Raw genomic sequence first — 25,198 nt, 5'->3', positions numbered from 1 at the left:
GAGCAAGCCGCCAACCCATAGTGTACCGCGTGGACATCTGATGGCGCGAGCAGGTAGATCAATGTGCGACATCCGCGGTTGTTACCACGTAAATAACGTCCCAGTTGGCTGAAACCGTCAAAAGACTGTGTATAGTGCCGGCATGGTGAGGGGTCGCTTACGCCAATGAAAACCAGATGCGCGGTGTGGGTCATGATTACTCGCGCCTGTGCGCCGGGTTCCGCATGCCGGCTTGCCTCGGCCGAAGCCGAAAAGGAAGCAAGCATCCGTCGGTGGCGCGATGCTCGCTTGGTCTGACTGGGAGAAGATGCCATGGCGTCCGACGCAACCGGGACCTCTCAAGACAACGCCGCTGACGGGCCAGATACGCCGGCGACGAAGGGCAACCCGCTGCGCCGGGTCGCGCTTGGCGTGCTGCTGCTGGCTTGCCTCTTGTTCGTGGTAGCGGTCTTCATGGAAAGGCGCACGCCTTCTTCGTCGCAGGCGACGGTCAGCGCCTATGTCGTCGGCATCGCGCCGGAGGTCACCGGCCGGGTCATCGAAGTGGGCGTGGTCGACAACAGCGGCGTGAAGCCCGGCCAGATGCTGTTTCGCATCGATCCGCAGCAATACCAGCTGGCCGTCGCCGAGGCCGAAGCACGGCTTGCCCGGGTAGGCCAGACGATCGGCGCTTCGACAGCCTCCGTCGATGCCGTCCAGGCACGCCTTGTGGAGGCAAGGGCAGTTCGCGACAACGTCCAGGAGCAGGCGAACCGGGCCATGGAGTTGGTCAAGCGGGGCGTCTATGCCCAGGCGAAGTATGATGAGGCGAAGGCGGCGGTGGACCAGGCAAATGCCTCGGTCGTCGCCGCGGAAGCGGACCTCAAGCAGGCGCAGGAAGAGCTTGGGCCCGCAGGCGCCGACAATCCGCAACTGAAGGAGTCGCTGGCCGCGCTTGAACGCGCACAGCTCGATCTCTTGCGCACCACGGTCCTGGCGCCGGCCGAGGGCGTCGTCACCAACCTGCAGCTTTCCGTTGGAGGCGTTGTCGGCGCCGGCCAAAGCGCCATGACCTTCATCGACGTGGGCACGGTTTGGATCACCGCGGCGTTCAAGGAGAACAGCCTGGAGAACGTCGCAGCCGGCAACCGCGCAGACGTCTTGTTCGACCTCTTGCCCGGCCAGGTTTTCGGCGCGACGGTGGAGAGCGTCGGTATGGGTGTAGCCCAGGGAAGTGTCGACCCCAAAACCGGGCTGCCCAAGATCTCCACCGAAAGCGGATGGGTGAGAACGCCACAGAGCTTTCCCGTCCGCCTGATCCTTGACGAGGGCAGGCCCAAGGGCGTGCGCTACGGCTCGCAGGCGAACGTGGTGATCTATACCGGCGACAATCCGGTGACCAACGCGATCGGCCGCATCTGGATGCGCGTGTTGTCGGTCCTGACCTATGTCAGCTGACGGCGAGCTTGCGCACGCCAATGCCAGGCGCAAGGGCCTGCGCATCGCGCTGGCCGTAGCCGTGGGCTTCACGTGGTCGGTTCTGTCGGGAGCGATCATCCCCTTTCTGGGGCCATTGTTCGCGGCGCAGTTCCTGATCTCCAGTTCCCGCCCGCTGCCGCTGAAACAGGCCCTGGGAATGGCGATCCTCATTGTTGTCGCCGGCGCGCTTCTGCAGGCCGTCGCGGTCCTGACAGGCGACCGGCCGCCGGTCCTGTTGCTGCTGCTCGGGCTCGTCTATTTCGTCTGTTTCTACCTGCAGGCGATCGGCAAGGGCGGCGGGGCGATCTTTCTTGTCCTGGTGGTCGCCGTGATGGTGCCGCTGCTGACCGTGCTCAACCGCGATCTCGGCGATTCCATCCTGTCGATCCTTGTCCAGGGCGTGGTCAGCGGAGCGATCCTGATGTGGATTGCCCATGCGGTCATACCCGACCGGGGCAGCGCCGATGTTCAGGCCCCGGCTCCCGCTGCAAACCCTCGCGCCGCGCGCTATGCCGCCGCCAATGCCATCATCCTGCTGATCGCCGTGCTGGCTTGCCTGACGCGGGACGGCCTCGCCACGGCGATCGTCATTCCGATCACTGTCGCATCGCTGTTGTCGCAGCTCGACGTCAGCGCAAGCGCCAGGGCGGCCTTCGGCCTCGTCATGGTCAATCTCCTCGGAGGCGTGGCTGCATCCTTTGCGTTCGCATTGCTGCAGGTTCGTCCCACCACCCCCTCGCTGTTTGTCCTGATGCTGCTTGCCGGCCTGGTGTTTGGCGGTCGCGCCGCGCTGAGCAACCCTGCCGCCAAGCTCTACGCGGGCGCGCTTACAATCTTCCTCATCCTGTTCGGAACGGGGGTCTCGCCTTTGCCGGGATCGGCAGCGGAATCTTTTGCCACGCGGGTCAACTACATACTGGTGGCCATCGCCTATACGATCTTCATGGCAGCGTTGCTTTGGCCAGGACCGCGGCGCAGCGCTGAAGACAGGGTGCCGTCTTGAAGAGCTCGTGACCGCTCAGGCCGTATGTGCTTTCCGTTCATCCTGGCCTCGTCTTAGCGGCATTCCGCTCTGCCGAAGCAGCCGATCAAACGACGCCTATCCGATTGCCGTCGAGTCGCCGGTAGGATGCCTCTTCGACACTCAGAGTATCTCGTGGTTCGGATCCGGCCGGTCATCTGCGCCGCGCCTTCGAACATTGTTGTTGACGCGGACATCCGCTCCAAAAGATGGCCTCAACGTCGACTGATCCGCTGGCAGGGTCTCCCAGTTTCTGCACGTAGCATACAGTTACTTACCTTCCGCATCGGCAGGCAATGCGCCAACGTAGCACCAAGGCAAGAACATTCGCCCTGGACTTGGCGACACGTCGTCGCTGACAACCGGGTTGACACAACCTGGGAGGATCACAATGGAGATCAAGTTTCCGCGCCGGCATGCCGGCGCCGTGGCCATGATCGCGATCTTGATGTGCTCCGGTCAGACCTCTTTCGCGGTTGCTCAGGATCAGGCCGCTGCTACCGATAGCGCGGCGGCAACCCAGGCTCCCGAACCGCTTGACGAGGATGAACTCGAAGTCCTGGTAGCGCGTATCGCACTCTACCCCGACGAGCTTGTCGCAGTAATTTCCGAAGCGTCGTTGTATCCACTGCAGATCGTGGAGGCGAGCCGGTTCTTGGATCAGGTCGCCAAGAACGCAAGCTTGAAGCCGAAGGAAAGTTGGGACGGCAGCGTCATCTCACTGCTCAATTATCCCGAAATCGTCAAAATGATGAGTGACGATCTGGAGTGGACCCAGGCGCTTGGCGACGCACTGACATATCAGCAAAAAGACGTGCTGGTCGCCATCCAGCAGTTGCGCGACGCAGCTGTGGCCAAGGGCGTGATCAAGTCCGACGACAAGATCAAGGTTGTCGAGGAGAACGACAATGTCGTCATCCGGTCCGCTAGCGCGGAGACGATCTATGTTCCACGGTATGAACCGGCGATGCTTTACGCCACCGATTATCCGGTTGCTCCGATTGCCTATTATCCCGACCCCTACCCAAGCTACTACTATCCCACCGCGCCCTATTTCGCGGCCTTCGTCACTGGTGCGGTCTGGGGAGCGGCAGTGGATTGGAATGACTGGGGTGTGTGGGGCGGCGGCTGGAACGGCAACGATATCGATATCGACTGCAACAATTGCTTCAACAACATAAACGGCAAGGTCAATTTCAACGACGTCGACTGGAAGAATGTCGACCGTTCGAAAATAAACTTCGACAAGAACCAATTCGCCAAGATCGACAACACGAGCATCCGCAACCGGGTCAAAACGGACGACCGCAACAATCTGCGCAACAAGGCGTCCGATCTCAATAAGGACCGGATGAGCACGCTGGCCGGAAAGTCCGGGAAGGTGAAGGACGTCCGCCAACGCGAAATCAAAGAGGGTTTGAAAGCCCGGCCCCCCGCAGCAAAGGCAGATTTGAAAAGGCCAACCAACACCAAGCCAAATGCTTCGGTGCGAAAAAATGACCGTTCCGCGGCCAAGGCGTCTGGGAAAATCAATCGCCCGGTTGGCAAGCCGAAGCCGGCAATGAGAGTGGACAACAGACCGAGGAATCCTTCGGGCCTTGGCAACGTCAGCTCTGGAAAACGTCAGCAGATTGCCTCCAACCGCGGTGCGAAGAGCATGGGAGGCGGAATTCGCAGCAGCGGCGGCGGCGGCCACAAGATGATCAGGCCGAGCGGTGGCAGGCAGGGCGGTGGCGGGCGCAGGCGTTAAGACTTTTGGCGAGAGGAAACCGACCATGAAAACGTGCGTCCGGAGTCTTGTTCTACGTTCGCTGCTCGGTGTCGGAATGATCTTGGGCATTGGCGCGGGTTCTGCAAATTTTGTCAGCGCGCAGGAGGAGCAGAGCCTCACTGACTACGTGGCCAAGAACGATCCGCCGCTTTTCGATGATCCTTCAGCGGCGGTGGAAGCATTCAAATCGGTCCTGGCGAAGGACGATTTCGACGGACTGGCGGCATTGCTTGGTCTGGATGCCGCGAAGCTGCGGACAAGCGAAGGCGTGATGGATACCTACGCGCAGATCAAGCAAGGTGCTGCCAAGACGGTGATCGTGCGCGATCTTGGCGACCGCAAGGAACTCGACATTGGTGACAAGCTATGGCCCCTGCCGTTCCCCATCGTGAAGGGTAAAGACGGCAAATGGGCTTTCGATACCTATGCTGGCATAGAAGAGATCATCAACCGGCGCGTCGGCGAAAATGAGATCGGGGCAATCGAAACGGTCCGTGCCTACGTCGACGCTCAACGTGATTACGCCTCGGAAGACCGTGATGGCGATGGCGTGCTGGAGTACGCCCAGAAGCTGGCCAGCAGCGAGGGCCTGACCGACGGACTATATTGGCCGTCCGACGAAGCCAATGGCATTAGTCCGGCAGGCGACTTCATCAACCAGGCAGCTCTCGACAAGGCCAAGAAAGGCGATGGCTATTTTGGTTATCGCTTTCGCATCCTCAATGGTCAGGGCAAAAATATCGCCGGCGGCGCCTACAACTATGTCATCAACGGCAACATGATCGCGGGTTTCGCGCTTCTGGCCTGGCCTGTGAAATATGCCGAGACGGGCGTTCACACCTTCGCGGTCAATCATCAAGGCATTGTCTACCAAGCCGACCTTGGTCCGAAAACGGAGGCTGTGGCCGGCGCGATAAAGCAATTCAATCCCGGTGACAAATGGCAGCTGACAGATGACTAGCCTAGTTCGGAAACGGTGATGCTGTCGCCAATACCGACCTCGTCGGCAGAGGCCACTTCATGGTCAACCAGAAACGGTGGTTCACGACACTGCTGACAATGCAGTTTAGATATTGTCCGCCGCTAATCGGTCAATCAAGTGCTACATGTTGAAGTCGCTCGCCGCCGCCATTGCTGTTCTTGCCGTGGGTGGTTCGGCCTCGGCGGCCAGCGTGGTTAACAAGGTCCGTGAGATCCGCACGCTGATCGTGACGGAAGGCGGCGACAAGACGAAGCTGACGCTCCACGCTGGCGAAACCGTCGAATTCTGCCCGAACGGCTGGTTCGTCACTTGGCCCAATGGTGACCTCGAGGCCTTGACTGGATCTGAAGCGATCGAGATTTCGGGCGGCGTCGCGCGCACAAAGTAAAGGCGGCTGTGCCTCTGCGGGGCCTGCATGGCTGCAAAGGGGTACGTGATGCATCGCATCGCTCGGATATCGCTCGCTATTATCCTTTCGCTCGCCATTGCAGTATTAACTGCCTGGGCCGGATTTGCCATGTGGTATCGCCTGCCTGCGGGAGAGCTTGGTCGGGCTGCTGCCTGCGCCCTTTTCATCTTGTTCGGCCTCGGCACCGTCATCGCGCTCTTCAGCCGTTTTCGCATCCGGGGGTTTGCCCTGTTTCTCGCCGCGTTTGCTGCGGTTCTGGTCTGGTGGAGCACCATCAAGCCCTTGGGCGACGCCGACTGGGCTCCTGATGTCGCCCGTCAGGTAACCGGCACCCGCGACGGAAACCTGTTAACCCTGAAAGACGTGCGCGACTTCGAATGGCGCAGCGACACCGATTTCACCGAACGTTGGACAACCCGGACCTACGACCTTTCCACCGTTCAGACCGCCGACCTCTTCATGTCCTATTGGGCTGGACCGAAAATGGCCCATGTCATCATGAGCTTTGGCTTCTCCGGTGGGGAATATCTTGCCTGGTCCATTGAGGTGCGGCGTCGTGTCGGTGGCGAGTTTTCGCCCATAGCGGACCTGTTCAAGAGCAATCCCTTGGTCATTGTCGCGGCCGACGAGCGAGACGTGGTCGGCGTCAGGTCAAATGTTCGGGGAGAGGATGTCCAGATCTATCGCCTGAAAGCGTCGCCTGACGCGGCCCGGGCGCTCCTGCTGGAATACGTCTCGGACGCGAACGCGCTTTCCGCGGCTCCGGAATTCTACAATTCCATCACGACGAACTGCACGACGACGATCGTCAAGATGATGCGAGCGGTCGGCGACGCCGTTCCCCTCGACTGGCGCCTCATCGTCAACGGCTATCTTCCCGACTATGCGTACGACCGGGGTGCACTCGACACCCGCTTGCCATTGTCGACTCTTAGGGAGTTGGCCCACATAGACGACCGTGCGCGGAAGTCGGGCCTGTCGCCGGATTTTTCGAGATTGATCCGGGTTGGCGTGCCGTCTCCTCGCCTTGGCTATTGATCTGGGAAGGGCCTCGCTGGTGAGATCGAAGCGCCAAGGGAGGCCGTCTCGCTGATCTCGCATTGGTGGTAGGCTGGTCGAGCAGCGCAGTTGTTATTTTGCATCGCCGAAGACGTTTAGCCATTCGCCGAAGCGAGATTGGTGATGACGATGATGGAAGCGCTCGTAGAGCTTCGAGACGGGGGAATTGAGCGATGGCCGCGGACCATGTTGAATTCTCGGAACTTGCCACGCTGATCATTGGTCTGATCGCTTTGCTCGCGGGGACCCGCATTCGTCAAATGGTTCCAGTGCTCAAACGCATCGACATGCCCAATGCCCTGATCGGTGCCATGATAGTGGCTCTGCTGGTTCTCCTTGCTCAGGTCATGTTCGCAACTGAGGTCGCCTTCGGCACAAAGCTCCGCGATCTTCTGTTGCTTGTCTTCTTCACGACGATCGGCCTGTCGGCGAAGTTGAAAGCGTTGCGCGCCGGTGGCCGTCCGTTGATCATCCTCTGCGCGGTGACGGTGCTCCTGCTGGTCTGCCAGAATCTGGTTGGCATCGGTGTCGCTACGGCTTGGGGTGCGCACCCCTTCTACGGGCTCCTAGCCGGGAGCCTTTCCTTCGTCGGTGGGCCAGGGACGGCGCTTGCCTGGGCGAAGGAGGCGGAGGCCGTCGGGCTTCAGAACGCGCAAGCGGTCGGAGCAGGAGCGGCGACACTTGCTGTAATCACCGGCGCTCTGGTGTCGGGACCCATTACCGGCTGGCTGATCGGGCGTCATGGACTCTCCCCGGCCGCGGCGCCGCAGACCGAGGTCTCCTTCGCCGAGCCGCAAAAAGAGACTCCGGCAGCAGCGTCAGGAGGATCGCTTGAAAGCATTCTGGCGACCATCCTGATTGTTGCGGTATCGGTCCTTCTTGGCGACAAGCTCAATAGCTGGGCCAAGGATGCAGGATTATTGCTGCCTGGCTTCCTGTCGGCGATGCTCGCGGGAGTTTTCCTGACGAACCTTGTTGACTGGACTCGCATCCGGCTGGACTTCGAGCCGATCCAAAAGGGCGGCGAGGTCGCCCTGAACCTGTTTCTGGTGCTCAGCCTCATGAGCACAAAGCTGATTGCCGTTGCCGCTATCCTCGGACCACTTTTCGTCAATGTGCTGCTGCAGATCATGGTCATCGTGGCGATTGCCTATTTCGTTCTATTCCGGTTGCTGGGCCGGGATTATGAGGCAGCGGTTACCGTCGGTGGCTTTCTCGGCTTTGGGATATCTTCGATGCCCGTTGCGATGGCGACCATGGACGAGGTGGCGCGCCGCTACGGACCCGCGCCGAAGGCGTTCTTGCTGATCACCCTGGCGGGATCGTTCTTCGTCGATCTTGCCAATGCGCTCGTTGCAAAGGCATTCCTGGCGTTACCACTTTTCGACATGAACACGCCGGGCGTACCAGGGTACTGATTTACAATAGGTGTGCCGATTGGTGGAGAGCGAGCAACTGGCCGGACGGATCAATTTGCACTAGCGTCGAGGGCAGTGTTGAAACGCAACTTCCTTTAAGCGAAGAGGCTCCATGCATCATTCTGCCACTACCGATGTGACGGGTCGATCCGATAACGCCGTTGCTGACACGCATCAGAAGGCGCTGGAGGTCAATCTCGATGCGACGAGTTTCGGCTCGTTCGCGGAGATCGGCGCGGGTCAGGAAGTGGCGCGATGGTTTCTGCGCGTTGGCGCCGCGTCGGGCACGGTGGCGAAGACCGTCTCAGCCTACGACAAGGAAGTGAGCGACGACCTTTACGGCTCCGGAACGCGCTACGTGTCCGGGCAGCGGCTTAAGGCGATGCTCGATTGTGAATGGAAATCGCTTGTGCAACAGGTCGGTGATGCCCGCGGCAAAGACACGCGCTTGTTCGCTTTCGCCGATACCATCGCCGCCCGCAACTTTGCGGGCACCAACGATTGCCACGGCTGGATCGGCGTCCGCTTTCAGGATCAACCGCGGGCTGGGGCGAGCGACATTCTGCTGCACGCAAATCTTCGCGATAATGCCAACCTGCTTCAGCAGGAGGCGGTGGGCATTCTGGGTGTGAACCTGCTGCATGCGCTGCTGAATGAGCGAGCAGCGCCCGGAGATTTGCCTGCAAGGATGTTCGACAACCTTGCAAATGATCGCCTCGAAATTGATCAGATCGTGATGCGAGGCAGCGCGTTCGCGGGTTGCGACATGCGCGAACTGCATACGGTCTTGGCACGCGACGGTCGGGCTGAGGCGGTGACGCTGGACGGTGATGGTGCGGCTGTCGCTGCCAATGAATTTCTGTATAAAAAGTCTGTGGTCATCGTGCCGTTGGCGCGCGACTCGCACGACAACCTTTCACCGGAAGCGATTGCGGCGTGCCTGGAAACGCTTCGCCGTGAGGTCGCTGGCAATCCTGAGGTGAAGGACGTCATCGATGTACGCCTGACGGTCGTCGATTCCAATGCGCCGCTTCCTGTAATGGGCGAGGGTGCAGCGATGCTGACGCAGCATCGCCAGTTGTACCGTGCCACTGCATTTGTGCGTCGATATACGCAGGCTCCGTTGCGTTTTGCCGTGCCGCTGCCTGCGTTGATACGGATTTTCGACGTTGTAAGATACCAGCACCTGGAAGGCCGCCTGCTCGAGGGTATCGCACGGCTCTTCGGCTCCAACGTACGTGTACTGGCCTATCCATGCCCTCGCGAGGAGTTGCTTCCCCTGCTCGAAACTGAGCTGGGGCGCGGATGGGAGGTTGACGGCAGCCGGCAATGGATAACTGCCGATCAGTTGCGCCCCGCACCCCCTCTACTGCATCTTTATGAATATCTGCTGGCCAGTGGCTTCCTGGTTGCGATACCTCCCAGCTAGCGATGGTATGTCGTGCAAACTTCTCAACACTCCCACTCTGCTACGATGAAACCACTACCGCCGAATGGGCCATTGTCGTTTGGCAGCGTACTTGCTTGCGGAGAGGCGTTCAAATAGAGAGCTGAATGAGATGTGGCTTTCCGAAAGTCGAGCAGAAGAAAGCCACAGAAAACGCCTGATAGGCAGCGCAAATCAGACCTACGAAATCGGCGCGGTCGTTGCGCTCTGGGCCGATGGGTTCAGTGCGCTCGGACCCCGCGCGGGGCAAAGGGCCGGGCAAAAAAGCTTGAATTGTTCGACGGTTAGGCGCTGGATAGCGAGACAGCGGCCGACGAGCGACCGCCGGAACTGGCTTCCGAGGCGCTGAAGGGGGAAATCGTGGACAAGACGGCGGAAACGGACGTTACTTCGTTGATTTCGGGCTTCGAACAGCTCGCCGAGCGTTTCGTCTCCGGACTGTTCGCGCGGTTTGCCGCTTTGAGCGACGTCCCCGTCGAAATTGAAAACCTGAGGGCCTCGCTTGCGGCCGGGGGAACATCTCTCCTTGCGCTCCTGTTCGAGATTGTGCTGGTTGTTGCGCTCGTCGCGGGCGTGTTCATCCTGCTCGCCCGGCGGCTCAAGAAGGCGAGTGCCACAAGCAGTGCATGGCGCAGATTCTTCGCGGGCGTCGCGGCTACTGTGGTGGCGCTGGTTATCGGTTTCATTGCTGCGCGGCTGCTGGCCGGTTCTGGCGTGCCTTTGCAAACCCTTCGCCTTTGGGCGGTGGCGACCGTGCTCGGCTTCATCATCCTCGCCGCCGTCAGATCACTCTTGATGGCATCGCGGCGAACCGAGTTCGCGGAGCGCTCCGTCCATCTGGCGGCGCTCGTGCGCGACCTCTCGCTTGCCATTGGCTTGGCGATGATCGGCGCTACGCTGCTCGGGACGTTGCGGCTCTGGAGCGTCGGGCCGGCCCTGGGGGATCTGCTGCGAACAGGCTTGGGAATTCCGATCTACCTTCTGTTTGCATGGGCGGTATGGCGGCACAGACGCACAATGGCAGCCGCCGTCGCCGGTCCGCGCCCCAGAGGCCGCTGGCGCACCCGTCTCGCCAAAATGTGGCCGGCGATCGTGATCGCGTTCCTGATAATCACCTTTCTCAGCACTCAGGCCGCGCTGACCCTGGGAGCATCGCTTCGTGGGTCGGCCGTTCTGCTGACCGCGTTGGTGTTTCTCGCCGCGCCGCATCTCGACGCAATGATCGGGAACTGGGCGCAGCGCGGATTGGAGTCTCCTGACATCTCAATCTTGGCGGCGGCGGGGCGACAGACCGCCCGCTTCACCGTCGTGGCTATTATGATTGCCATGCTGGGAACGCTATGGGCGACACCGCTGGCTGCCGGGTTCGGCATAGATCTGCGAGAGGTCGCCAAGGGCGCATCCGGTGTGGCGCTGATCATGTTGGTGGCGGCGTTTCTGTGGAACGTGGTCGGCACAGCGACGGCTCGCGCCTTGCGCGCGGAGTTGCCCGCCGTAGGTGGTGACGAAGAGGCGCTGGGTGCGCCGCGTTCACGGTTGGGCACTCTGGTGCCTCTGATCAGCGCGGTCGGCAAATCGAGCATTCTGGCCTTGGCGCTGCTCTCGATCCTGGTGTCGATCGGGGTCAATGTCTGGCCGCTGATCGCCGGCTTGAGCGTGTTCGGGTTGGCCATCGGCTTCGGCTCGCAGACGCTGGTGAAGGACGTGGTCTCCGGGCTGTTTTTCCTGATCGACGATGCATTCCGCTTCGGCGAATACATCGAAACGTCGGGCGCCAAGGGGACCGTAGAAAAAATCTCGGTTCGGTCGGTTTCCCTGCGCCATCAGCGCGGTGCCTTGGCGACAATTCCCTATGGCGAGATTGGCAAGATCCAGAATTTCAGCCGCGACTGGATGATCGAGAAACTGATCTTTCGCGTCGCATTCAACACCGATGTCGAAAAAGTCCGCAAGATTTTCAAGAAGATCGGCCAGGATATTTCGGCCAACCCGGAACTTGCTGGAGATCTGCTCGAGCCGTTCAAGAGCCAGGGAATTGCCGAGGTTGAGGACGGCACGCTGGTCATCCGGGCCAAATTCAAGGCGAAAGCGGGCAGAAACTTCATGATCCGCCGCGCCGCTTTGATCGCCGTGCACCAGGCATTTCAGGAACATGGCATTCAGGCCGTCCCAAAGCCACTGACATCCAATCCCGGAGCAGCCTGAAGTCTTGCCGCAGGGGATCGTGTTGCGCCCGAGCGATAGAGTCACGGACGGCGTGACCGTACCTGAGCGCGGTGCAAGATAGGCTGAACAACATGGCCTAACTCTCAGGCCTCACCTTCTAGCGGCGGGCTTTTTGCGTCGGCAGAAAGGGTCTGAAATAGCTGCGAAATGGAACGCGCCATGCACGAGGGTGAGGTGAATCTCAAGGGGATCGATTGAAGGTCGGTTCCTCACAGTGATAGACGCGGCATTGACCGTCGCGTGTCGGGACCGAGGCGGCGGTCGGCGCGTCCGGCCAGTCGCATTCGCTGCCGAACTGGCGGACGTATCGATCGTACGTGTTGCGGCCGGTGGTCAGAACCACCGAGCGATGGCTTTTGATCAGGGCCTGCGTCTGTTCACAGGTCATCACGCGCGTGTCCGGTCGCGCATCAGCGACGCTCGTGACACAAACTGCCATCCCGGCAAGAAAGGCGATCGACAGACTTTTCATGGCCATACAACGGAACTCCCGATTCGATGAATATGGACGGGTCCTGTAAAACGGCAAGGATACTTCGGCCGACGAAATTACCTGTTCGACCATAGCCCTTCAGCCTCCGCTATCTATCCCGCCGCCCTTCTCCTCAGCCTCACCCCGGCGCCACCGCCATTCTCGGGGATGAACTCGACGCCGGCAGATTCGAGGGCACGTTCGATCGCAGCCATATGTCGGAAGCGGGTGAAAAAGTTGCCGTTAGTTTTTACCATCTCGCCGACATGGCGGCAGGACTGGCACTATCTAGCCTGAATTATTCGAGGCCCGCCGCAGCGTCAAACGCTCGAAGACGCTCGCCATTCGGTTCACTGTGGTGCCTCAAACGGCGGGTTCCGGATCCGGTTTGAGACGTCAGTACATCGCGAATATTCGCTGAATTTCACTACGGTCTGTTGTTCGTGCCAGAGCGAGGCCAAGCAGAATCCGCGCCTTCTGTGGCGTCAGATTGTCCGCCGCGATGATTCCAATGGCGCGATGTCTGGCACTGTCCAGAGCGCAGCCGCTTCCGGCACGAGATGATTGCAGCGCCACGACACCCTTCGCGATGGCGTCTTCGAGCGCCGCGACCTCTGCCGGCGTGCCCATGCCCGGCGCGAATCCAGCGAGCACGATGCCCTTCGCGCCGGCGTCGGCGAAGGCATTTATCGCCGTCCCGTCCGAGCCGGCATGGCTGTAGGCGATGTCGACGCGCGGCATGTTCTCGATGTCGGTGACGGAGAATTCACTGTCTGCCGTGTGGAGCCTCTCGGGCTTGCGATAGTAGAGCACGGCGTCGCCGTCGACCTGGCCCAATATGCCAAAGTCCGGGCTCTGAAAGGCGTGCAGGCGGAAAGTCGATCCCTTCGTGACTTCCCGGGCCGCGTGGATTTCGTCGTTGAGTACAACCATCACGCCTCGGCCGCGCGACGCGGGTGCCACCGCAACCCTGATAGCGCTAACCAGGTTAGCCTGTGCGTCCGATGAAAGACCATTGAGCGGGCGCTGCGATCCGACGACAACCACCGGAATTGTCAGCTTGAGGGTGAGCGACAGACAGTAGGCTGTTTCCTCCAGTGTCGCCGTGCCGTGGCCGATGATGATGCCCGCCAGTTTCGGATTGTCTTCGGCGAGTTTGGTGCACAGAAGTACCAGATCCTGCCAGTCGCCGGACGTGACTTCCGTGCTCTCGATGTTCTTGAAACGAACCGGCCTTACCCGAGCCAGACCGTCCAAAGAAGGCAGTACCGCAACGATGTCGTCCGCATGAAGTCTCTTGTCGTTGTTTCCGTAGTCCAGGACGTCGAATGGGTCCTTGCCGATTGAGGCGATCGTGCCGCCGGCTCCGATGAAAGCCACCTCGGGTATTGGTCTTGCCATGTGCTATCGGTTCTTCCGTCGGATCAGCCGCCGAGCGCGCCCTGCTGCGCCAGACGGCGATATTTCTGGATCACGGTTTGATAGCGCAAAGGATCGGCGAAAAGCGAGACCTCAAAAAGCTCTTCGGCCTCTCCCGGTGACAAAAGTACCATCTGAACCGCAGCGTCCTTGACCGGCAGTCCCCGCTCGGCAGCGAAGCGGGCCACCGATCCGGCTTTCGGATAATCGAAGACAGCCGCGATCGCGGTGGAAAGCGCAAGCGAACCTTCCGCCGCCGCGCGGCACGTCGCCTCATTGGCGGCTATGCCGGCAATGCATTTCGAGACGAGCAGCGGTATCGCCCGGTTGAGCAATACGATCGACTCGGTCACGGCATTCAGGATGATCGACTCCCACACATTGAGGTCGAGTTCGCCCTCACAGGCGCGCGTGACGGTGGCGTCGTTGCCGAGGACGCGGAAATAGACCTGGATGGCCATCTCTGGGATGACCGGGTTGATCTTGCCCGGCATGATTGACGAGCCCGGCTGTACCGCAGGCAAGGTGATCTCGGAAAAGCCGGCGCGCGGGCCCGAGGACATGAGACGCAGATCGTTGCACATCTTTGCCATCGACAACGCCAGGGATTTCAGTGCGCCGGAAATCGATATCCATTGATCGGCATTCTGAAGTGCGTCGAACAAGTTCTCGTCCGGCTCCAACGCCAGCTGGGTGATGCGGCTTAGCTCGATGTAGACTGCCGCCTTGTAGCCCGGCAGCGCGCCGAACTCTGTGCCGACCGCAGTTGCCCCAAGCGGTAAGTGAAGACATTTGGCCTTGGCGATTTCCAGATCCCGCAACGCTCGCTGGAAGCTGTGTCGGTAGCCGGAGATCTGCTGACCGAGCGTGATCGGCAGCGCATCCTGGAAGCAGGTCCGGGAAAGCTTTATCACGCTCGCGAATTCGACCTCCTTGGCGGCGAGCGCATCAACCAAGCCCGACACTGCGGGTTCGAGCTGCGACAGCAGCCGATGGACAGCGATTTTCATCGCCGACGGAATGACGTCATTGGTCGATTGGGCCATGTTCACGTCCGTATTCGGGTGGACATGGTCATAACCCTTGCGGCCGCTCAGCACTTCGTTGGCGCGGTTGGCAATCACCTCATTCACATTCATGTTCGCGGCCGTGCCGCCGCCGCCATGATAGATGTCGACGCAAAACTGCGAAGCCTCGAAATTGTCGAGCCAATAGTCGCCGGCCTCGACGATCGACGCAGCGACCTCCTTGGAAAGCCCACCAGCCGCCAGATTGGCGAGTGCCGCAGCCTGTTTGATCTGAATGATGCTTTCGATGAAGCCCGGAATGTCAGCGATGGTCTTGCCGGAGATGGCAAAGTTCTCGTGCGCCCGCACCGTCTGGATGCCGTAATAGTGGGAGTTGTCGATGCGGCGGCTGCCGAGCGCATCGGTCTCGATGCGCTCGCCGACAGTGTCCGTCGGCCCGGGCGAAGTCTCTTTCATGTCGATTTCCTTGGTTTTGATGGAGGAAGCCAGCCGCTCGGGCGCTTCAGAGGACCTTGTCCAAAAACTCTATGGTTCGAGGATCCCGGGGATTTTCGAAGAACGCCTTCGGCTCGCCTTGTTCGACGATCACCCCCTTATCGGTGAAATAGATGCGGTTGGCGGCCTCGCGGGCAAATCGCATCTCATGGGTGACCAGGATGCAGGTCATGCCGTCCTCGGCGACCTTTCTGACGGCACTTAGCACTTCCTTGACCATTTCGGGATCGAGCGCCGCCGTAACCTCGTCGAACAGGATCACTTCGGGCTGCATGCAAAGGGCGCGCGCGATCGCCACACGCTGCTGTTGGCCTCCGGAAAGTTCCCCTGGATAGGAGAGCGCCTTTTCCGGCAGACGCATCCCGGCAAGAAGATCTTTTGCCCGTTCCTCGACTTGCCTGCGCGGCTCCCCGAGAACCTGAATCGGCGCCATAGCCACGTTTTCCAACACGGTCTTGTGCGGGAACAAATTGTACTGCTGGAACACCATGCCAACGCGATGCCTGAGCGCCACCTTGTCCACCCTGGGGTCGGTGACCGTGATATCGCCGACCGTGATCACGCCGTGGTCCACAGGTGTCAGGCCGTTGATCGTCCGCAGGATCGTCGACTTGCCGGAGCCCGACGGCCCAATGATCGCCACCACCTGGCCCTTGGCGACGTTGAGGTCGACTCCACGCAGCACCTCGATGCTGCCGAATGCCTTGCGCACGCCTCTCAAGGAGACCAGTGCGCCATCTTGGGTTGCCGATCGCATGAAAACCTCACACAGTTTGGAAGCGACGCTCGAGCGCGGCGCTGACGCGGGAAATCGGATAGGCGTAGAGAAAGAACATTGTGAGCAAGGTGAGATACATCGGGATCAGAAACCCGGGCTGCACCTCGGACTGCACCGCCGCCTGGGTGCGGGCAAGAGCTTCGTCGACGCCGACGATCGAGGCCAGCGGCGTTGCCGTGATGAGCAGCGCGTAAAGGTTCATCCACGGCGGCAGCATGCGCGTAACGCACTGCGGCAGGATAATGCGAAACAGGGTCACGGTCCTGGTATAGCCGAGCACTTCGGCCGCCTCCCACTGCCCCTTTGGGATCGAGCCGATCGCGCCGCGCACGATCTCGGAAAAATTCGCCGCAACTGGCACGCTGAAGCCGAGCGTCGCGCGCAGCCAGCTTGGCACGTTGTAGGTGACGCCGGACACCGTAAACGAATAGGGCATCAGGAAGATGCAGTAGAACAGCAGCACGAGCCAGGGCGCGTTGCGAAACAGCTGGGTGGCAAGGCGAGAGATCCTGCCGATCAGCCGGACATGCGATATCTGCCCGAACCCCAGGAATACGCCCGCCGCCGTGCCGAGCATGATTGCCAGGATGCTCATCAGGATGTTGAGGGCGAAGCCCCATAGCACGAAGGGCAGCCAGCGAAAGATATCGGTAAGGATCGTGGTTTCTGACATCGGGGTAATCCGTTCAGTTCGCGCCGAAGCCGGGCAGGCTCATCGCCGCCTGCACGCGGCCGATGATCCACACCACGATGCCGGTGAGCAGCAGATAGATGGCCAGCATGACGTTCATCATCTCGAATGTGTTGAGGGAGTCCGACCAGATCTGGTTGGATACGTAGAGCAGTTCCGCCACGCCGATCGCGTAGGCCACGGTCGTAGACTTGGTGAGGTCGACCAGATTGTTGGCAAGCGATGCAAAAGAGAAGCGCAACCCCAGCGGTACGACAACGTAGCGAAAAGCCTTGAAGCGGGAATAGCCAAGCGCTAGCGCTGCTTCCTCATACGAGTTGTGCACTGCACCGAGACCGGAGCGGAATGTCTCGATGTTGAAGGCGCCGGCGTAGAGGGAGAGCGCGATCACGGCCCAGGTGAAATTGCCGATCATAGGCACCGGCAGGCCGATGGCGTTCTGGCCGACCGGCATCAGGCTGCCGACCGCGAAATAGAAGAAATACATCTGCACGAGCAGCGGCGTGTTGCGGATGAGCGCCACATAGGCGCGGACGAGCATGGCCGCTGGACCGCGCGATAGCGCCAGCACGGCTGCGCCGGCGCCCCCGATCAGGATGCTGAACAACGTGCAGATGACGATCAGAGCGCAAGTGGTCATGAGCCCCGACACGAAGCGTTCGAAATCGAAGGCGTCGTAGAGGATCGTCAGGTTGATGCCGGACGCCTTCAAGTCGAGTGCGAATTGGCGAAACACTTCGAGCATTGTCCGCTCCCTGAAGAGGTGTCCGGTTCCCACCGTGAGGAACCGGACGCTGGGTCAGAGCACGACGCCGAAAGGTGGAGTTAAGTCTTCGGAACGCTCATGCTCGACCGGCACGGATTGCCGCCTCACTCCGCAGGCAGGTGATCCTTCAGCGCCTCGTGCATCTTGCGCAGATATGCAGATTCGGCGATGCCATTGGCCTTCTCCAGTTCGAGAAGCTTACCCGAGCGGTGCCAGTTGGCGATGGCGCCGGCGACAAGCACTCCCCAAGGCTTATCGAGATCGTTCAGCCGGACGGCGATGCCCCACGGCGCGTCATCCTGGGTCGGCAGCGGCATGTGATAGTCCGCCCATTTTGGGTCGGCGAGCATCACGTTGATCATATTGTCATCGGACAGGACGCCGATGCAGCGGCCCTGCTGGAACGCGCTGTCGACTTCTGCGGTGCCGGCGAAGGCCAAGAGTTCGATCTTGAACTTTTCCTGCGCGGGCTTGTTGTACCAGGCTCCCTGGATTGCGCAGATGGTCTGGCCGGCCACCTCTTCCCACTTGGTCGCCTTCACCTTTTTCGGCAGGACGACATTGTAGCCGGACGAGTAATAGTTCGGGTGGACGAAGCCCACCACTCTCCGCCTTTCGGCGGTGTCGGTGGCCGAGGCAATCATCAGGTCGATCTGTCCCTGGGCGAGGAATTCGAAGCGGTTGGCCGAGTTGACCTTCACGATTTCGACCTTGGCGCCGAGGAGTTGGCCGAGCGCGTTGGCGAGGTCAACTTCCATGCCGGCGAAGCTGCCGTCGGGAGCCCGATATGACCAAGGTTTATAGTCGTCCTTGGTCCCGACTTTGAGCACCTTGGTCGCCTCCACCTTGCACAAGGTATCGTCACCGCAGTCGAGAGTCTGGGCGCGAGCTCCAGCCACCCCAAGCCCAATCGCCAGTCCGAAAGCAAGTGTCTTCAAAACGCGCATTTTCATCTCCGTTTGCGAGTGTTCCATATCTCGCGCTTCCGCGAAGCCACGGCTTCGAGGGCGCTTTCTTGCTCTGTTTATTGTTGAAAGGCGCTTCGCTCGATTCCGGCAGCAGCCTTCGCAATAGAGATGCAGCTTTGGTCGCTTCGCTGCAATTGATATTTGGCATAAGAAGAGAGATTAATGCCAAATATGACTTGGGATTATGATCATGATAAAGCAGATGAAGGGCAGCCTAGATCTCAGGACGCTTGAAATCGTGGCTGCCGTGATCCACACCGGCAGCATGAGCGCGGCCGGCTCGCGCTTTGGCCTGACCCAATCAGCCGTATCCCAGGCCGTTCGCCGAGCCGAGAAGGAAATCGGCGCGGCGCTCCTGCATCGCGACCGGCGGCCCCTCCTCCCTACCCATGCCGGCAGCGTACTGGCAGGTCAGGCCGAGGAAGTCATGCAGCGGGTCAGCCGGGCGGTCGAGACAGTGCGGGCCGCCGCCGCAATGCCGGAGCGCCTGGACCTGCGCCTGGGCCTCGTCGACTCTTTCGCCGGCACGATCGGCGCCTATCTCGTCAAGGAACTGGTGGACGGCGCACTCGCGCTGCGATTGACCGCCTGGTCAGGATTGGCCTTCTCCCACACCGAGGCGCTCATGCGCCGCGCTATCGACGCGGCCGTCACCTCGGACCCGATGGAAGGGCTCGACGACATCGTCCGCTACCCTCTGTTTCGGGAGCCCTATCTGCTGCTCGTCCCGAAAGACGTCGGTCCAGATTGCAAAGACCAAGACCTACGCGAAATATTGTCCCGTCATCATCTCATACGCCATAGCGCGCGGTCGCACAGCGGCGCGCATGTCGACCGGCATTTGCGCAGGCTTGGCCTGGAGCCGCCACGCATGCTTGAGTTCGACACTTCGGATTCCCTCCTGGCAATGGTGGCGACCGGGGTTGGCGTCGCCGTCACAACGCCGCTTTGCCTGCTTCAAGGAGCTGCTTATGCCGACGGCGTCGAGGTGTTACCCCTGCCTAGCCCAGGATTTTCCCGCGAACTGACATTCGTTACCCGTCGGGAGGAGTTCGGGACGCTAGGCCCCCGCATTGCCGAACTTGCCCGCAACCTCGTCAGAGTGCGCGCGTTGCCGCAGTTCGTGAAGCTGGCGCCATGGATTGAACCGAAGCTCGATTGGATGATGTTTGGGGCTGAAAGGTAGTTCCTGACAATGTTCATTCGCATTGCGGGGGGACGGTCAAGGTCTGCTATCGCATCCTGGCCGACACTCTCCTCGGCTTTCGGTGCCGCAGGCAAGAAAAAACCCAGCTAGATCAACGACCTAGCCGGGTGGAAACAATCGAATGGGAGTAGGGGGCGTATTAGGAGTGCTTCTTCGTGGTTTTGCGCAGAAAAGACAACGATTTACGTATCAGTCTATTCACAATCGGCGCTACAAAGGTCCGGTTTGGCGGGCAGGGCACGTCTGAAGCCGTACGTCTCACAGGCCCGACCGCTCCGCCTGCAGCAAGCAACGAAGCAAACATGTGCGCGTAGTTCTCCGCCTGCACGCCCCAATCCCACTCTCGGATCGTCTCGCGCATGCGGACGGCCATCCGCGACCGGAGCGATGGCGAGTCCCGCAACAGGGCGAGTTTGTTCGCAAGCCCCTCTACAGTTCCATCGAAGAACAGCCCGTTGTCGCCATCCCGAATCAGCTCGGGCATGTTTCCCACACGGGTCGTCACCAGGGGCACACCGCACGCCGCCGCCTCCAAGCAGGGATTGGGAGCGCCTTCGCTGCGACTGGCGCAGACATAAACGTCGAGATCCCGATAGAAGTCGAGCATCTCGTCAGCGTTACGCCAGCGTTGCTCCCGAATCGCAGTCAGTAGTCGCACGCCCGGCACGGCAGCGACCGCGGGCTCGATGACGTCGTGGATGCCGCGATGTGCCGGACCATGGTTGCTCAGACTTCCCGCCCATCCGACGCGGAGTTCGCCAGAATAGGGTTGTGGCTCTTGTGGGGGGCAAAAGAATGTCGTGTCGACTCCATTGGGCGTGTAGTGAACCGGAACACGCAGGAGAGGACCGTATTCGTGCTCGAGTTGCCGATTATTGACAAAGACAGCGCGCGCCAGCCGGTGCAGGGTGGCGAGCCCGGGCTCGCGGAACTCGCCCTCCAGCTCTCTGTGGCCGCAGATCCCGATGACCAGCCTGTCAGACCGCCGGGCGAGGACCGATTCCGGCAGGGCCAGCTTCGAGAATTGGAGCCAATAGAAGATGAGCACGATGTCCGCCGCGTTCACGTCGGACTCAGTCACATCATGCTGAAATCGTTCGACGATATCGAACCTTCCTTTCAGCACGCGCCGGATATTTTGGGTCTTGCGATCGATCGCCCAGCCGGGTCGGTCCGCGATCGCCAGGATGCGGGGGAGGTGTACATCGCTCACGAGGCGTACCGCTCAAGCCAGTGCGCCGACCATGGATTGGCCTCGTCCAGATCGTCGTCCGTCGCAGTGGCGCGCACCTTGGTGGCGTCCGGCAGCCGGATATCCTCTGATCGCAAGCGGGGTCGCCATCCGTGCCAACCACGACCAATGACCTCCTCGCTCAGGTACCGGCGGCCAGCATACTTGCGCGCGGCGTGCTCTGCGCTCAGGAACAGATAGTGCTTCATGCGAAAACGCTCGGGGTAGAGCCTCACCGGACCCCCGAAGCGTACGAGATGGCCGCCTGACCACGCAATCTCCATGGCGCCGTCCTGTTTCTTGTACGCACGGACGCAGTGTGGGGAGGTCGGCCGGAACGGGTAGTAGGTGCGCAGCGTGTATTGATAATTGGGATTGTCGTGATTGGGGGCTTCCCTGGTAGGAATGAACGTGAACTCGGAAAACTCGATCGCGTTGCTGCCGAGCGCGTCGGCTGCCGCAATGGCGGAGACCAACGATGAGTATGAAGTCGGCGGAAGGTGGATCTCGTCAGCGTCAACATGCATGAACCAGTCTGCTTCGAGCGACTGAAACAGTTCCTCCTTGCGACGAAGAAGGTGCTCCCAGCAATACCAGCCGCTATGCGGGATGCTTTCGAATCCTATCAATCCGGCCCCGCTGTAGCGCTGGGCAATCTCAAGCGTACGGTCCGTCGACTGATTGTCGCAAACGTAGACCTGCACGCCTTGACGAAAGAGGTTCTCGAGACATCCGGCGATGAACCGTTCTTCATTCCGTGTTGTAAGGACCGCGACGACTCGCGGGGAATTCCGATCACGCGCAGCATTGGCAAAGTGGGTGTTGAGATCGACCAAGTCCCTCAATCCTTTGTCGTGTGCTTCCGGATGCCATGCTGGCCGCTCAACTGATATGGCGCAACTAATGAAACTTGGCCGGAATGACAGTCTAAAAACTCACAGCGGCCATGCCGAGGCGCTATCACTTTCCCACCTGAGGTGCAACACGCGCTCATAGCGGTTCCCGTCGCTCGGCTTCTCGGTAGCAGGGGCGGTCGCTAGCTACAAAGACGCCACGCCGAAAATGGCGCCGAGTGTGAACATTATTAGCTGACCAATCATCGTCCTCGGACCCATCGAAATACAGCAGCGAAAAATTGGGCGACCTCATTGAGAAGTCGAGATCTTGTGGAGATGAGTATGGTTCTCACAAAGATTTTCCATTTAGTGCCGCTACTGACCCACGGCTCCCGCAATACCAGGTCTTTGTAATCTTGGAGAATCGAGATCAATTCGTCGGCGTGCGGTGCCAGCGTGCGACCCCGGACACTGTTCGGCCTGACAACGGCCTGGAATGCCTCGCCAACTATCGATGGATTGAAGCGAGGTACCAGCACGTCGCGCAACACATACCGGCTTCGGACCGGGTCGCTCGGGAACGCCTGATAGACCTTCTTCAGGAAGCGCCAGCGGCTTCTGCTCATGCGAATGCTATATGATGTGCTTTCGGAGTTGATGCACCAAACCGTGACGGCGCGATCGATAAAGGTGTTGGTAAAGCCAGCCCGGAACATTCTGAGGAAGAGGTCGTCGTCCTCGTATCCCATAAATTGCTGGTCAAAGCCTTGAACTGCCTTGAACGCTGATCGGCTGATTATCGATGCGGAAGGCAGGACAAACATATCCCCTGAGAGCATATTGAAGATGTCGGCCTTGGGATGCGAACTGTGCGCCTTGATCACGGCGCTGCGTACAATATTCCCATCACCATCGGCTTCCATGAGATCAGCATAGGCCCATCCAAAACGCTCATTATCCTGGACTGCAGCTCGAAGAACTTCAATGTGATCGGGAAGAAAGAAATCGTCCTGATCAAGCAGGCAAATGTACGGTGACACAGTTGAGGCAACACCAGCATTGCGGGCCGCGCCTTGCCCCCCATTTTTTTGATCGATGACCCTAAAACCCAGCTCCTCGGCAAGCGCATGAAGGAACTCTGCTTCCTCCGGTTTAGAGCCGTCATTGACCACCACGAATTCAGCCGGCGCCAACGACTGCCGCTGGACGCTCTCCACCGCTCGGCGGATGTACTTCGATCCGTTGTAAAAGGGGAGGATCACTGCCACGTCAGATATGGCGTCTTGCGAAAGCCGCACCTGGGAGCCCTTGACGTAATCGGCCGGACTTGGCTTGACCACTATTGATGCCGCCCTCCGCATCGCCTCGCTAGCATCTGCTCCAGAGAATTGGGCAAGTTCATCCACGAAACGTTCTGGCTTTAGCAGCGCCTTCTCATAGGAGACGAGCATCAACGGGGCCGTTTGTCGAAGGGTAAAATCCGCAAGGTCTATTGACCACAAGGCGGCTCGCCGCAACTGATCGCGAAAATCGAAAACCATGGAGATTTCTTCCCGCTTTGCGATCGCCACAGGATCCCGAAACGGTATGATGAAACGAGGGTTGCGGAACCAAGACGCGTCAAGGGTCTGATAAGCGGTTGGGCGCTTGAATGCCCAGACATCATGAGCGCTGTTGTAGGCCTCAATAACCAGTGAGATGTCGGCGGGGCTATCCTCGATAGCCTTTGCCAGCCGCAAATCTTCTTGGATCGCTTCGTCAAGATCGGCGCCGAGATAAACCCCGAGGGCCCCTAAGGTTTTGGCCACCATTGTTGTGCCGGATCGCGGGACACCAACAATGATGATTGTTGCATGCCTACCTATCGGCGCGTCGTTCAGAACCGCGATGCCGCTATTTTGCAATTGGTCGAGCATCGCCGCTTCTCGCAAATCGCATTGCATACAGCAAGCCCACAACCCAATTGGCCGCGCGAAGAGTTCGCGTAACGTCGTGCTTAGCTGCTGCCAGTCCCGCTGGTGCCGTCCGAGTGTTGCCCATGTGCCGGCGGTCGCAGTCACAATTGCCGTGTCCCCCCGCTTCAAGAAAGGCCTCTACCGGCTTGGGCCTCTACCGGCTCGGGCCGGACACGATCTATGGCGAGCCGACCGACCTTGACGATCGGGCGTTGTTATCTAAGAAAACGGTTTGCTAAGCGTGGGGTGGGAGTGGAGACCCGCTGGCCTTTGCCCGGATCCAGTCCGAGACGCGATAGTATCGCAACATGGCGGTGGGTGCGAAGGACATGAAGAAGGGTGCCCGTCGCAGCGGCTCGAGCTTCAGTGCCAGGTCTTTTTCCGGCACTCCCTTCGCCCATTCGCCCAGTATGCCGCCAAGCATGCTTCCGGTCGGCACGCCGCGGCCGGACAGGCCCGTCAGCGCGACGACGCCCGGCGCGAGTTGGTAGAGACGCGGGATGGTGCGCTTCTGCATGTCCAGTTCGCCGAACCAGAAGTACTCCCATCTCGGGTCGCTGCTGAGCTGCGGATGGAGCCAGCGCAGGCGATCGGACATGAGCCGGTGGGTGAACGCCATGTCGCTTCCACGCCGGCCCATCGGAAACATCGAGGCGACGATGCGTCCCTCGGCGTTGTATTTGTAGACGAAGATGTCGCCGCGGCCGTCATGCATCGTCGTGTTGCGCGGCAGGATGGTTTGGCGTTCGCTTGCGGTCAGCGGTTGGGTGGCTGCGACAAAGACCCTCTGGATCCTGTAGCTCTGGTCGAGGCCGGGCCATCCGTCGACGGTGTAGGCGCCGGTCGCAAAGATGACCTTGTCGGCGACGACGGCTCCTTCGCCGGCATGCACTGCCCAGGCACCATCCTGCCGCAGGACATCGCGGACCGGCGAGCCCGTGTGGATTGTGCCACCTTCCTCCATGACCGCGCGGGCCAAGCCTCTTGCGTATCCCAATGGATTGAGGTGACCAGCCTCGGCATGAAACCAGCCGCCATGATATCGCGGGCTGCCGGTCATCTCCTCGCTCGCCTGCCCGTCGAGCACCCGCGTCTTGGCGCCGACTGCATTGTACTGCTGCGCCTTTGCTTCGAGCCTGGCGACGCCGCCGGGCGTAAGCGCACCCATGACGTAGCCGTTCTGCTGCCATTCGCAATCGATGGCGTAGCGCTCGATCATCCCTGAGACCTGACTGTTGGCCCCGGTCTGCCGGGCGATCAGCCTTTCGGCCCATGGCTCGCCCAGCATGGCACGCAGTTCGGGCAGGCTGTAATGAGTGAAGGTTGGCGTGCAGTGGCCGGCATTGCGCCCCGAGCCGCCGAAGCCGATCTCCTGCGCTTCGAGCAGAACCACGTCGATGCCGTCACGGGCGAGATCGAGTGCGGTGGTCAGGCCGGTGTAGCCGCCGCCGACGATGCAGACATCCGCGCGCCTGCGTCCTCGCAGTGGGCCGGTCTTTGGTGGCGGCGCTGCGGTCGCATACCAGAGCGAGACTTCAAATGGCGAAAACCTTGCCATGCC

General features: G+C 60.3%; 21 protein-coding genes and 1 pseudogene. 10 read left to right on the top strand and 12 right to left on the bottom strand.

Annotated elements, in window-relative coordinates; translation table 11 throughout:
- Positions 1–312 precede the first annotated feature (312 nt).
- The 9 genes from DH08_RS13520 (at position 313) to DH08_RS13480 (ending at position 11,770) form a co-directional block, all read left to right on the top strand.
- The gene (locus DH08_RS13520; protein ID WP_246800822.1) at positions 313–1,437 is read left to right on the top strand and encodes an HlyD family secretion protein; all 1,125 of its coding nucleotides are present in this window, start codon (positions 313–315) and stop codon (positions 1,435–1,437) included.
- Positions 1,427–2,461, top strand: a complete 1,035-nt coding sequence (locus DH08_RS13515) for a DUF2955 domain-containing protein (protein WP_192179769.1) — start codon at positions 1,427–1,429, stop codon at positions 2,459–2,461. Before DH08_RS13520 ends, DH08_RS13515 begins: the two co-directional genes overlap by 11 nt.
- A 409-nt stretch (positions 2,462–2,870) precedes the next feature.
- Positions 2,871–4,229 carry a DUF3300 domain-containing protein gene (locus DH08_RS13510; protein WP_192179768.1) on the top strand — a complete coding sequence of 453 codons (1,359 nt, stop codon included), beginning with the start codon at positions 2,871–2,873 and terminating at the stop codon, positions 4,227–4,229.
- Between the two features lie 25 nt (positions 4,230–4,254).
- Complete coding sequence (locus DH08_RS13505; RefSeq protein WP_192179767.1) at positions 4,255–5,211, top strand: DUF2950 domain-containing protein; 957 nt, start codon at positions 4,255–4,257, stop codon at positions 5,209–5,211.
- Positions 5,212–5,356: 145 nt separating this feature from the next.
- Positions 5,357–5,620 (top strand): hypothetical protein, encoded by a 264-nt coding sequence (locus tag DH08_RS13500; protein WP_192179766.1) that lies wholly within the window; start codon positions 5,357–5,359, stop codon positions 5,618–5,620.
- 48 nt (positions 5,621–5,668) lie between these two features.
- Positions 5,669–6,679 carry an Lnb N-terminal periplasmic domain-containing protein gene (locus DH08_RS13495; protein WP_192179765.1) on the top strand — a complete coding sequence of 337 codons (1,011 nt, stop codon included), beginning with the start codon at positions 5,669–5,671 and terminating at the stop codon, positions 6,677–6,679.
- A gap of 194 nt (positions 6,680–6,873) precedes the next feature.
- The gene (gltS, locus tag DH08_RS13490) at positions 6,874–8,118 is read left to right on the top strand and encodes a sodium/glutamate symporter (protein WP_192179764.1); all 1,245 of its coding nucleotides are present in this window, start codon (positions 6,874–6,876) and stop codon (positions 8,116–8,118) included.
- Positions 8,119–8,230: 112 nt separating this feature from the next.
- Positions 8,231–9,547: a hypothetical protein gene (locus tag DH08_RS13485; protein ID WP_192179763.1), complete on the top strand. Its 1,317-nt coding sequence runs from the start codon at positions 8,231–8,233 to the stop codon at positions 9,545–9,547.
- Positions 9,548–9,925: 378 nt separating this feature from the next.
- Complete coding sequence (locus DH08_RS13480) at positions 9,926–11,770, top strand: mechanosensitive ion channel domain-containing protein (protein ID WP_345892388.1); 1,845 nt, start codon at positions 9,926–9,928, stop codon at positions 11,768–11,770.
- Between the two features lie 202 nt (positions 11,771–11,972).
- Here DH08_RS13480 and DH08_RS13475 read toward each other — a convergent pair whose 3' ends face one another.
- The 8 genes and pseudogenes from DH08_RS13475 to DH08_RS13445 form a co-directional block, all read right to left on the bottom strand.
- Positions 11,973–12,263, bottom strand: a complete 291-nt coding sequence (locus DH08_RS13475) for a hypothetical protein (protein WP_192179871.1) — start codon at positions 12,261–12,263, stop codon at positions 11,973–11,975.
- Between the two features lie 113 nt (positions 12,264–12,376).
- A pseudogene (locus DH08_RS37370) lies at positions 12,377–12,463 on the bottom strand (transcriptional regulator); the annotation flags it as partial.
- A gap of 196 nt (positions 12,464–12,659) precedes the next feature.
- Positions 12,660–13,643, bottom strand: a complete 984-nt coding sequence (locus tag DH08_RS13470) for an asparaginase (protein WP_345892387.1) — start codon at positions 13,641–13,643, stop codon at positions 12,660–12,662.
- Between the two features lie 44 nt (positions 13,644–13,687).
- Entirely contained in the window at positions 13,688–15,166 is a 1,479-nt protein-coding gene (locus DH08_RS13465) for an aspartate ammonia-lyase (protein ID WP_192179761.1), read from the bottom strand.
- Between the two features lie 46 nt (positions 15,167–15,212).
- Complete coding sequence (locus tag DH08_RS13460; protein WP_192179760.1) at positions 15,213–15,962, bottom strand: amino acid ABC transporter ATP-binding protein; 750 nt, start codon at positions 15,960–15,962, stop codon at positions 15,213–15,215.
- A 7-nt stretch (positions 15,963–15,969) separates the two neighbouring features.
- A complete protein-coding gene (locus DH08_RS13455) occupies positions 15,970–16,656 on the bottom strand; it encodes an amino acid ABC transporter permease (RefSeq protein ID WP_192179759.1) in 687 nt (228 codons plus the stop codon).
- 13 nt (positions 16,657–16,669) lie between these two features.
- Positions 16,670–17,419, bottom strand: coding sequence for an amino acid ABC transporter permease (locus tag DH08_RS13450; RefSeq protein WP_192179758.1), 750 nt, complete (start codon positions 17,417–17,419; stop codon positions 16,670–16,672).
- Between the two features lie 125 nt (positions 17,420–17,544).
- A complete protein-coding gene (locus tag DH08_RS13445) occupies positions 17,545–18,387 on the bottom strand; it encodes a transporter substrate-binding domain-containing protein (protein WP_210328720.1) in 843 nt (280 codons plus the stop codon).
- A gap of 211 nt (positions 18,388–18,598) precedes the next feature.
- Here DH08_RS13445 and DH08_RS13440 point away from each other — a divergent pair, with 211 nt between their 5' ends.
- Positions 18,599–19,594: a LysR family transcriptional regulator gene (locus tag DH08_RS13440; protein ID WP_246800821.1), complete on the top strand. Its 996-nt coding sequence runs from the start codon at positions 18,599–18,601 to the stop codon at positions 19,592–19,594.
- Between the two features lie 160 nt (positions 19,595–19,754).
- Here DH08_RS13440 and DH08_RS37120 read toward each other — a convergent pair whose 3' ends face one another.
- The 4 genes from DH08_RS37120 to DH08_RS13420 all read right to left on the bottom strand — a co-directional run bounded on the left by DH08_RS37120 (position 19,755) and on the right by DH08_RS13420 (position 25,195).
- Positions 19,755–20,828 carry a glycosyltransferase gene (locus DH08_RS37120; RefSeq protein ID WP_192179756.1) on the bottom strand — a complete coding sequence of 358 codons (1,074 nt, stop codon included), beginning with the start codon at positions 20,826–20,828 and terminating at the stop codon, positions 19,755–19,757.
- Positions 20,825–21,682 carry a glycosyltransferase family 2 protein gene (locus DH08_RS13430; protein ID WP_246800820.1) on the bottom strand — a complete coding sequence of 286 codons (858 nt, stop codon included), beginning with the start codon at positions 21,680–21,682 and terminating at the stop codon, positions 20,825–20,827. Before DH08_RS13430 ends, DH08_RS37120 begins: the two co-directional genes overlap by 4 nt.
- A 260-nt stretch (positions 21,683–21,942) precedes the next feature.
- Positions 21,943–23,598 carry a glycosyltransferase gene (locus tag DH08_RS13425; protein ID WP_210328719.1) on the bottom strand — a complete coding sequence of 552 codons (1,656 nt, stop codon included), beginning with the start codon at positions 23,596–23,598 and terminating at the stop codon, positions 21,943–21,945.
- Between the two features lie 274 nt (positions 23,599–23,872).
- Positions 23,873–25,195 (bottom strand): NAD(P)/FAD-dependent oxidoreductase, encoded by a 1,323-nt coding sequence (locus tag DH08_RS13420; protein ID WP_192179754.1) that lies wholly within the window; start codon positions 25,193–25,195, stop codon positions 23,873–23,875.
- Positions 25,196–25,198 lie beyond the last annotated feature (3 nt).

Origin of the sequence: Mesorhizobium amorphae, from assembly GCF_014843845.1 — a bacterium.
In the GTDB taxonomy this organism is placed as follows: domain Bacteria; phylum Pseudomonadota; class Alphaproteobacteria; order Rhizobiales; family Rhizobiaceae; genus Mesorhizobium; species Mesorhizobium amorphae_A.
Note: the sequence above shows the minus strand (reverse complement) of the source record. Positions and strands in the feature narration are given on the sequence as shown.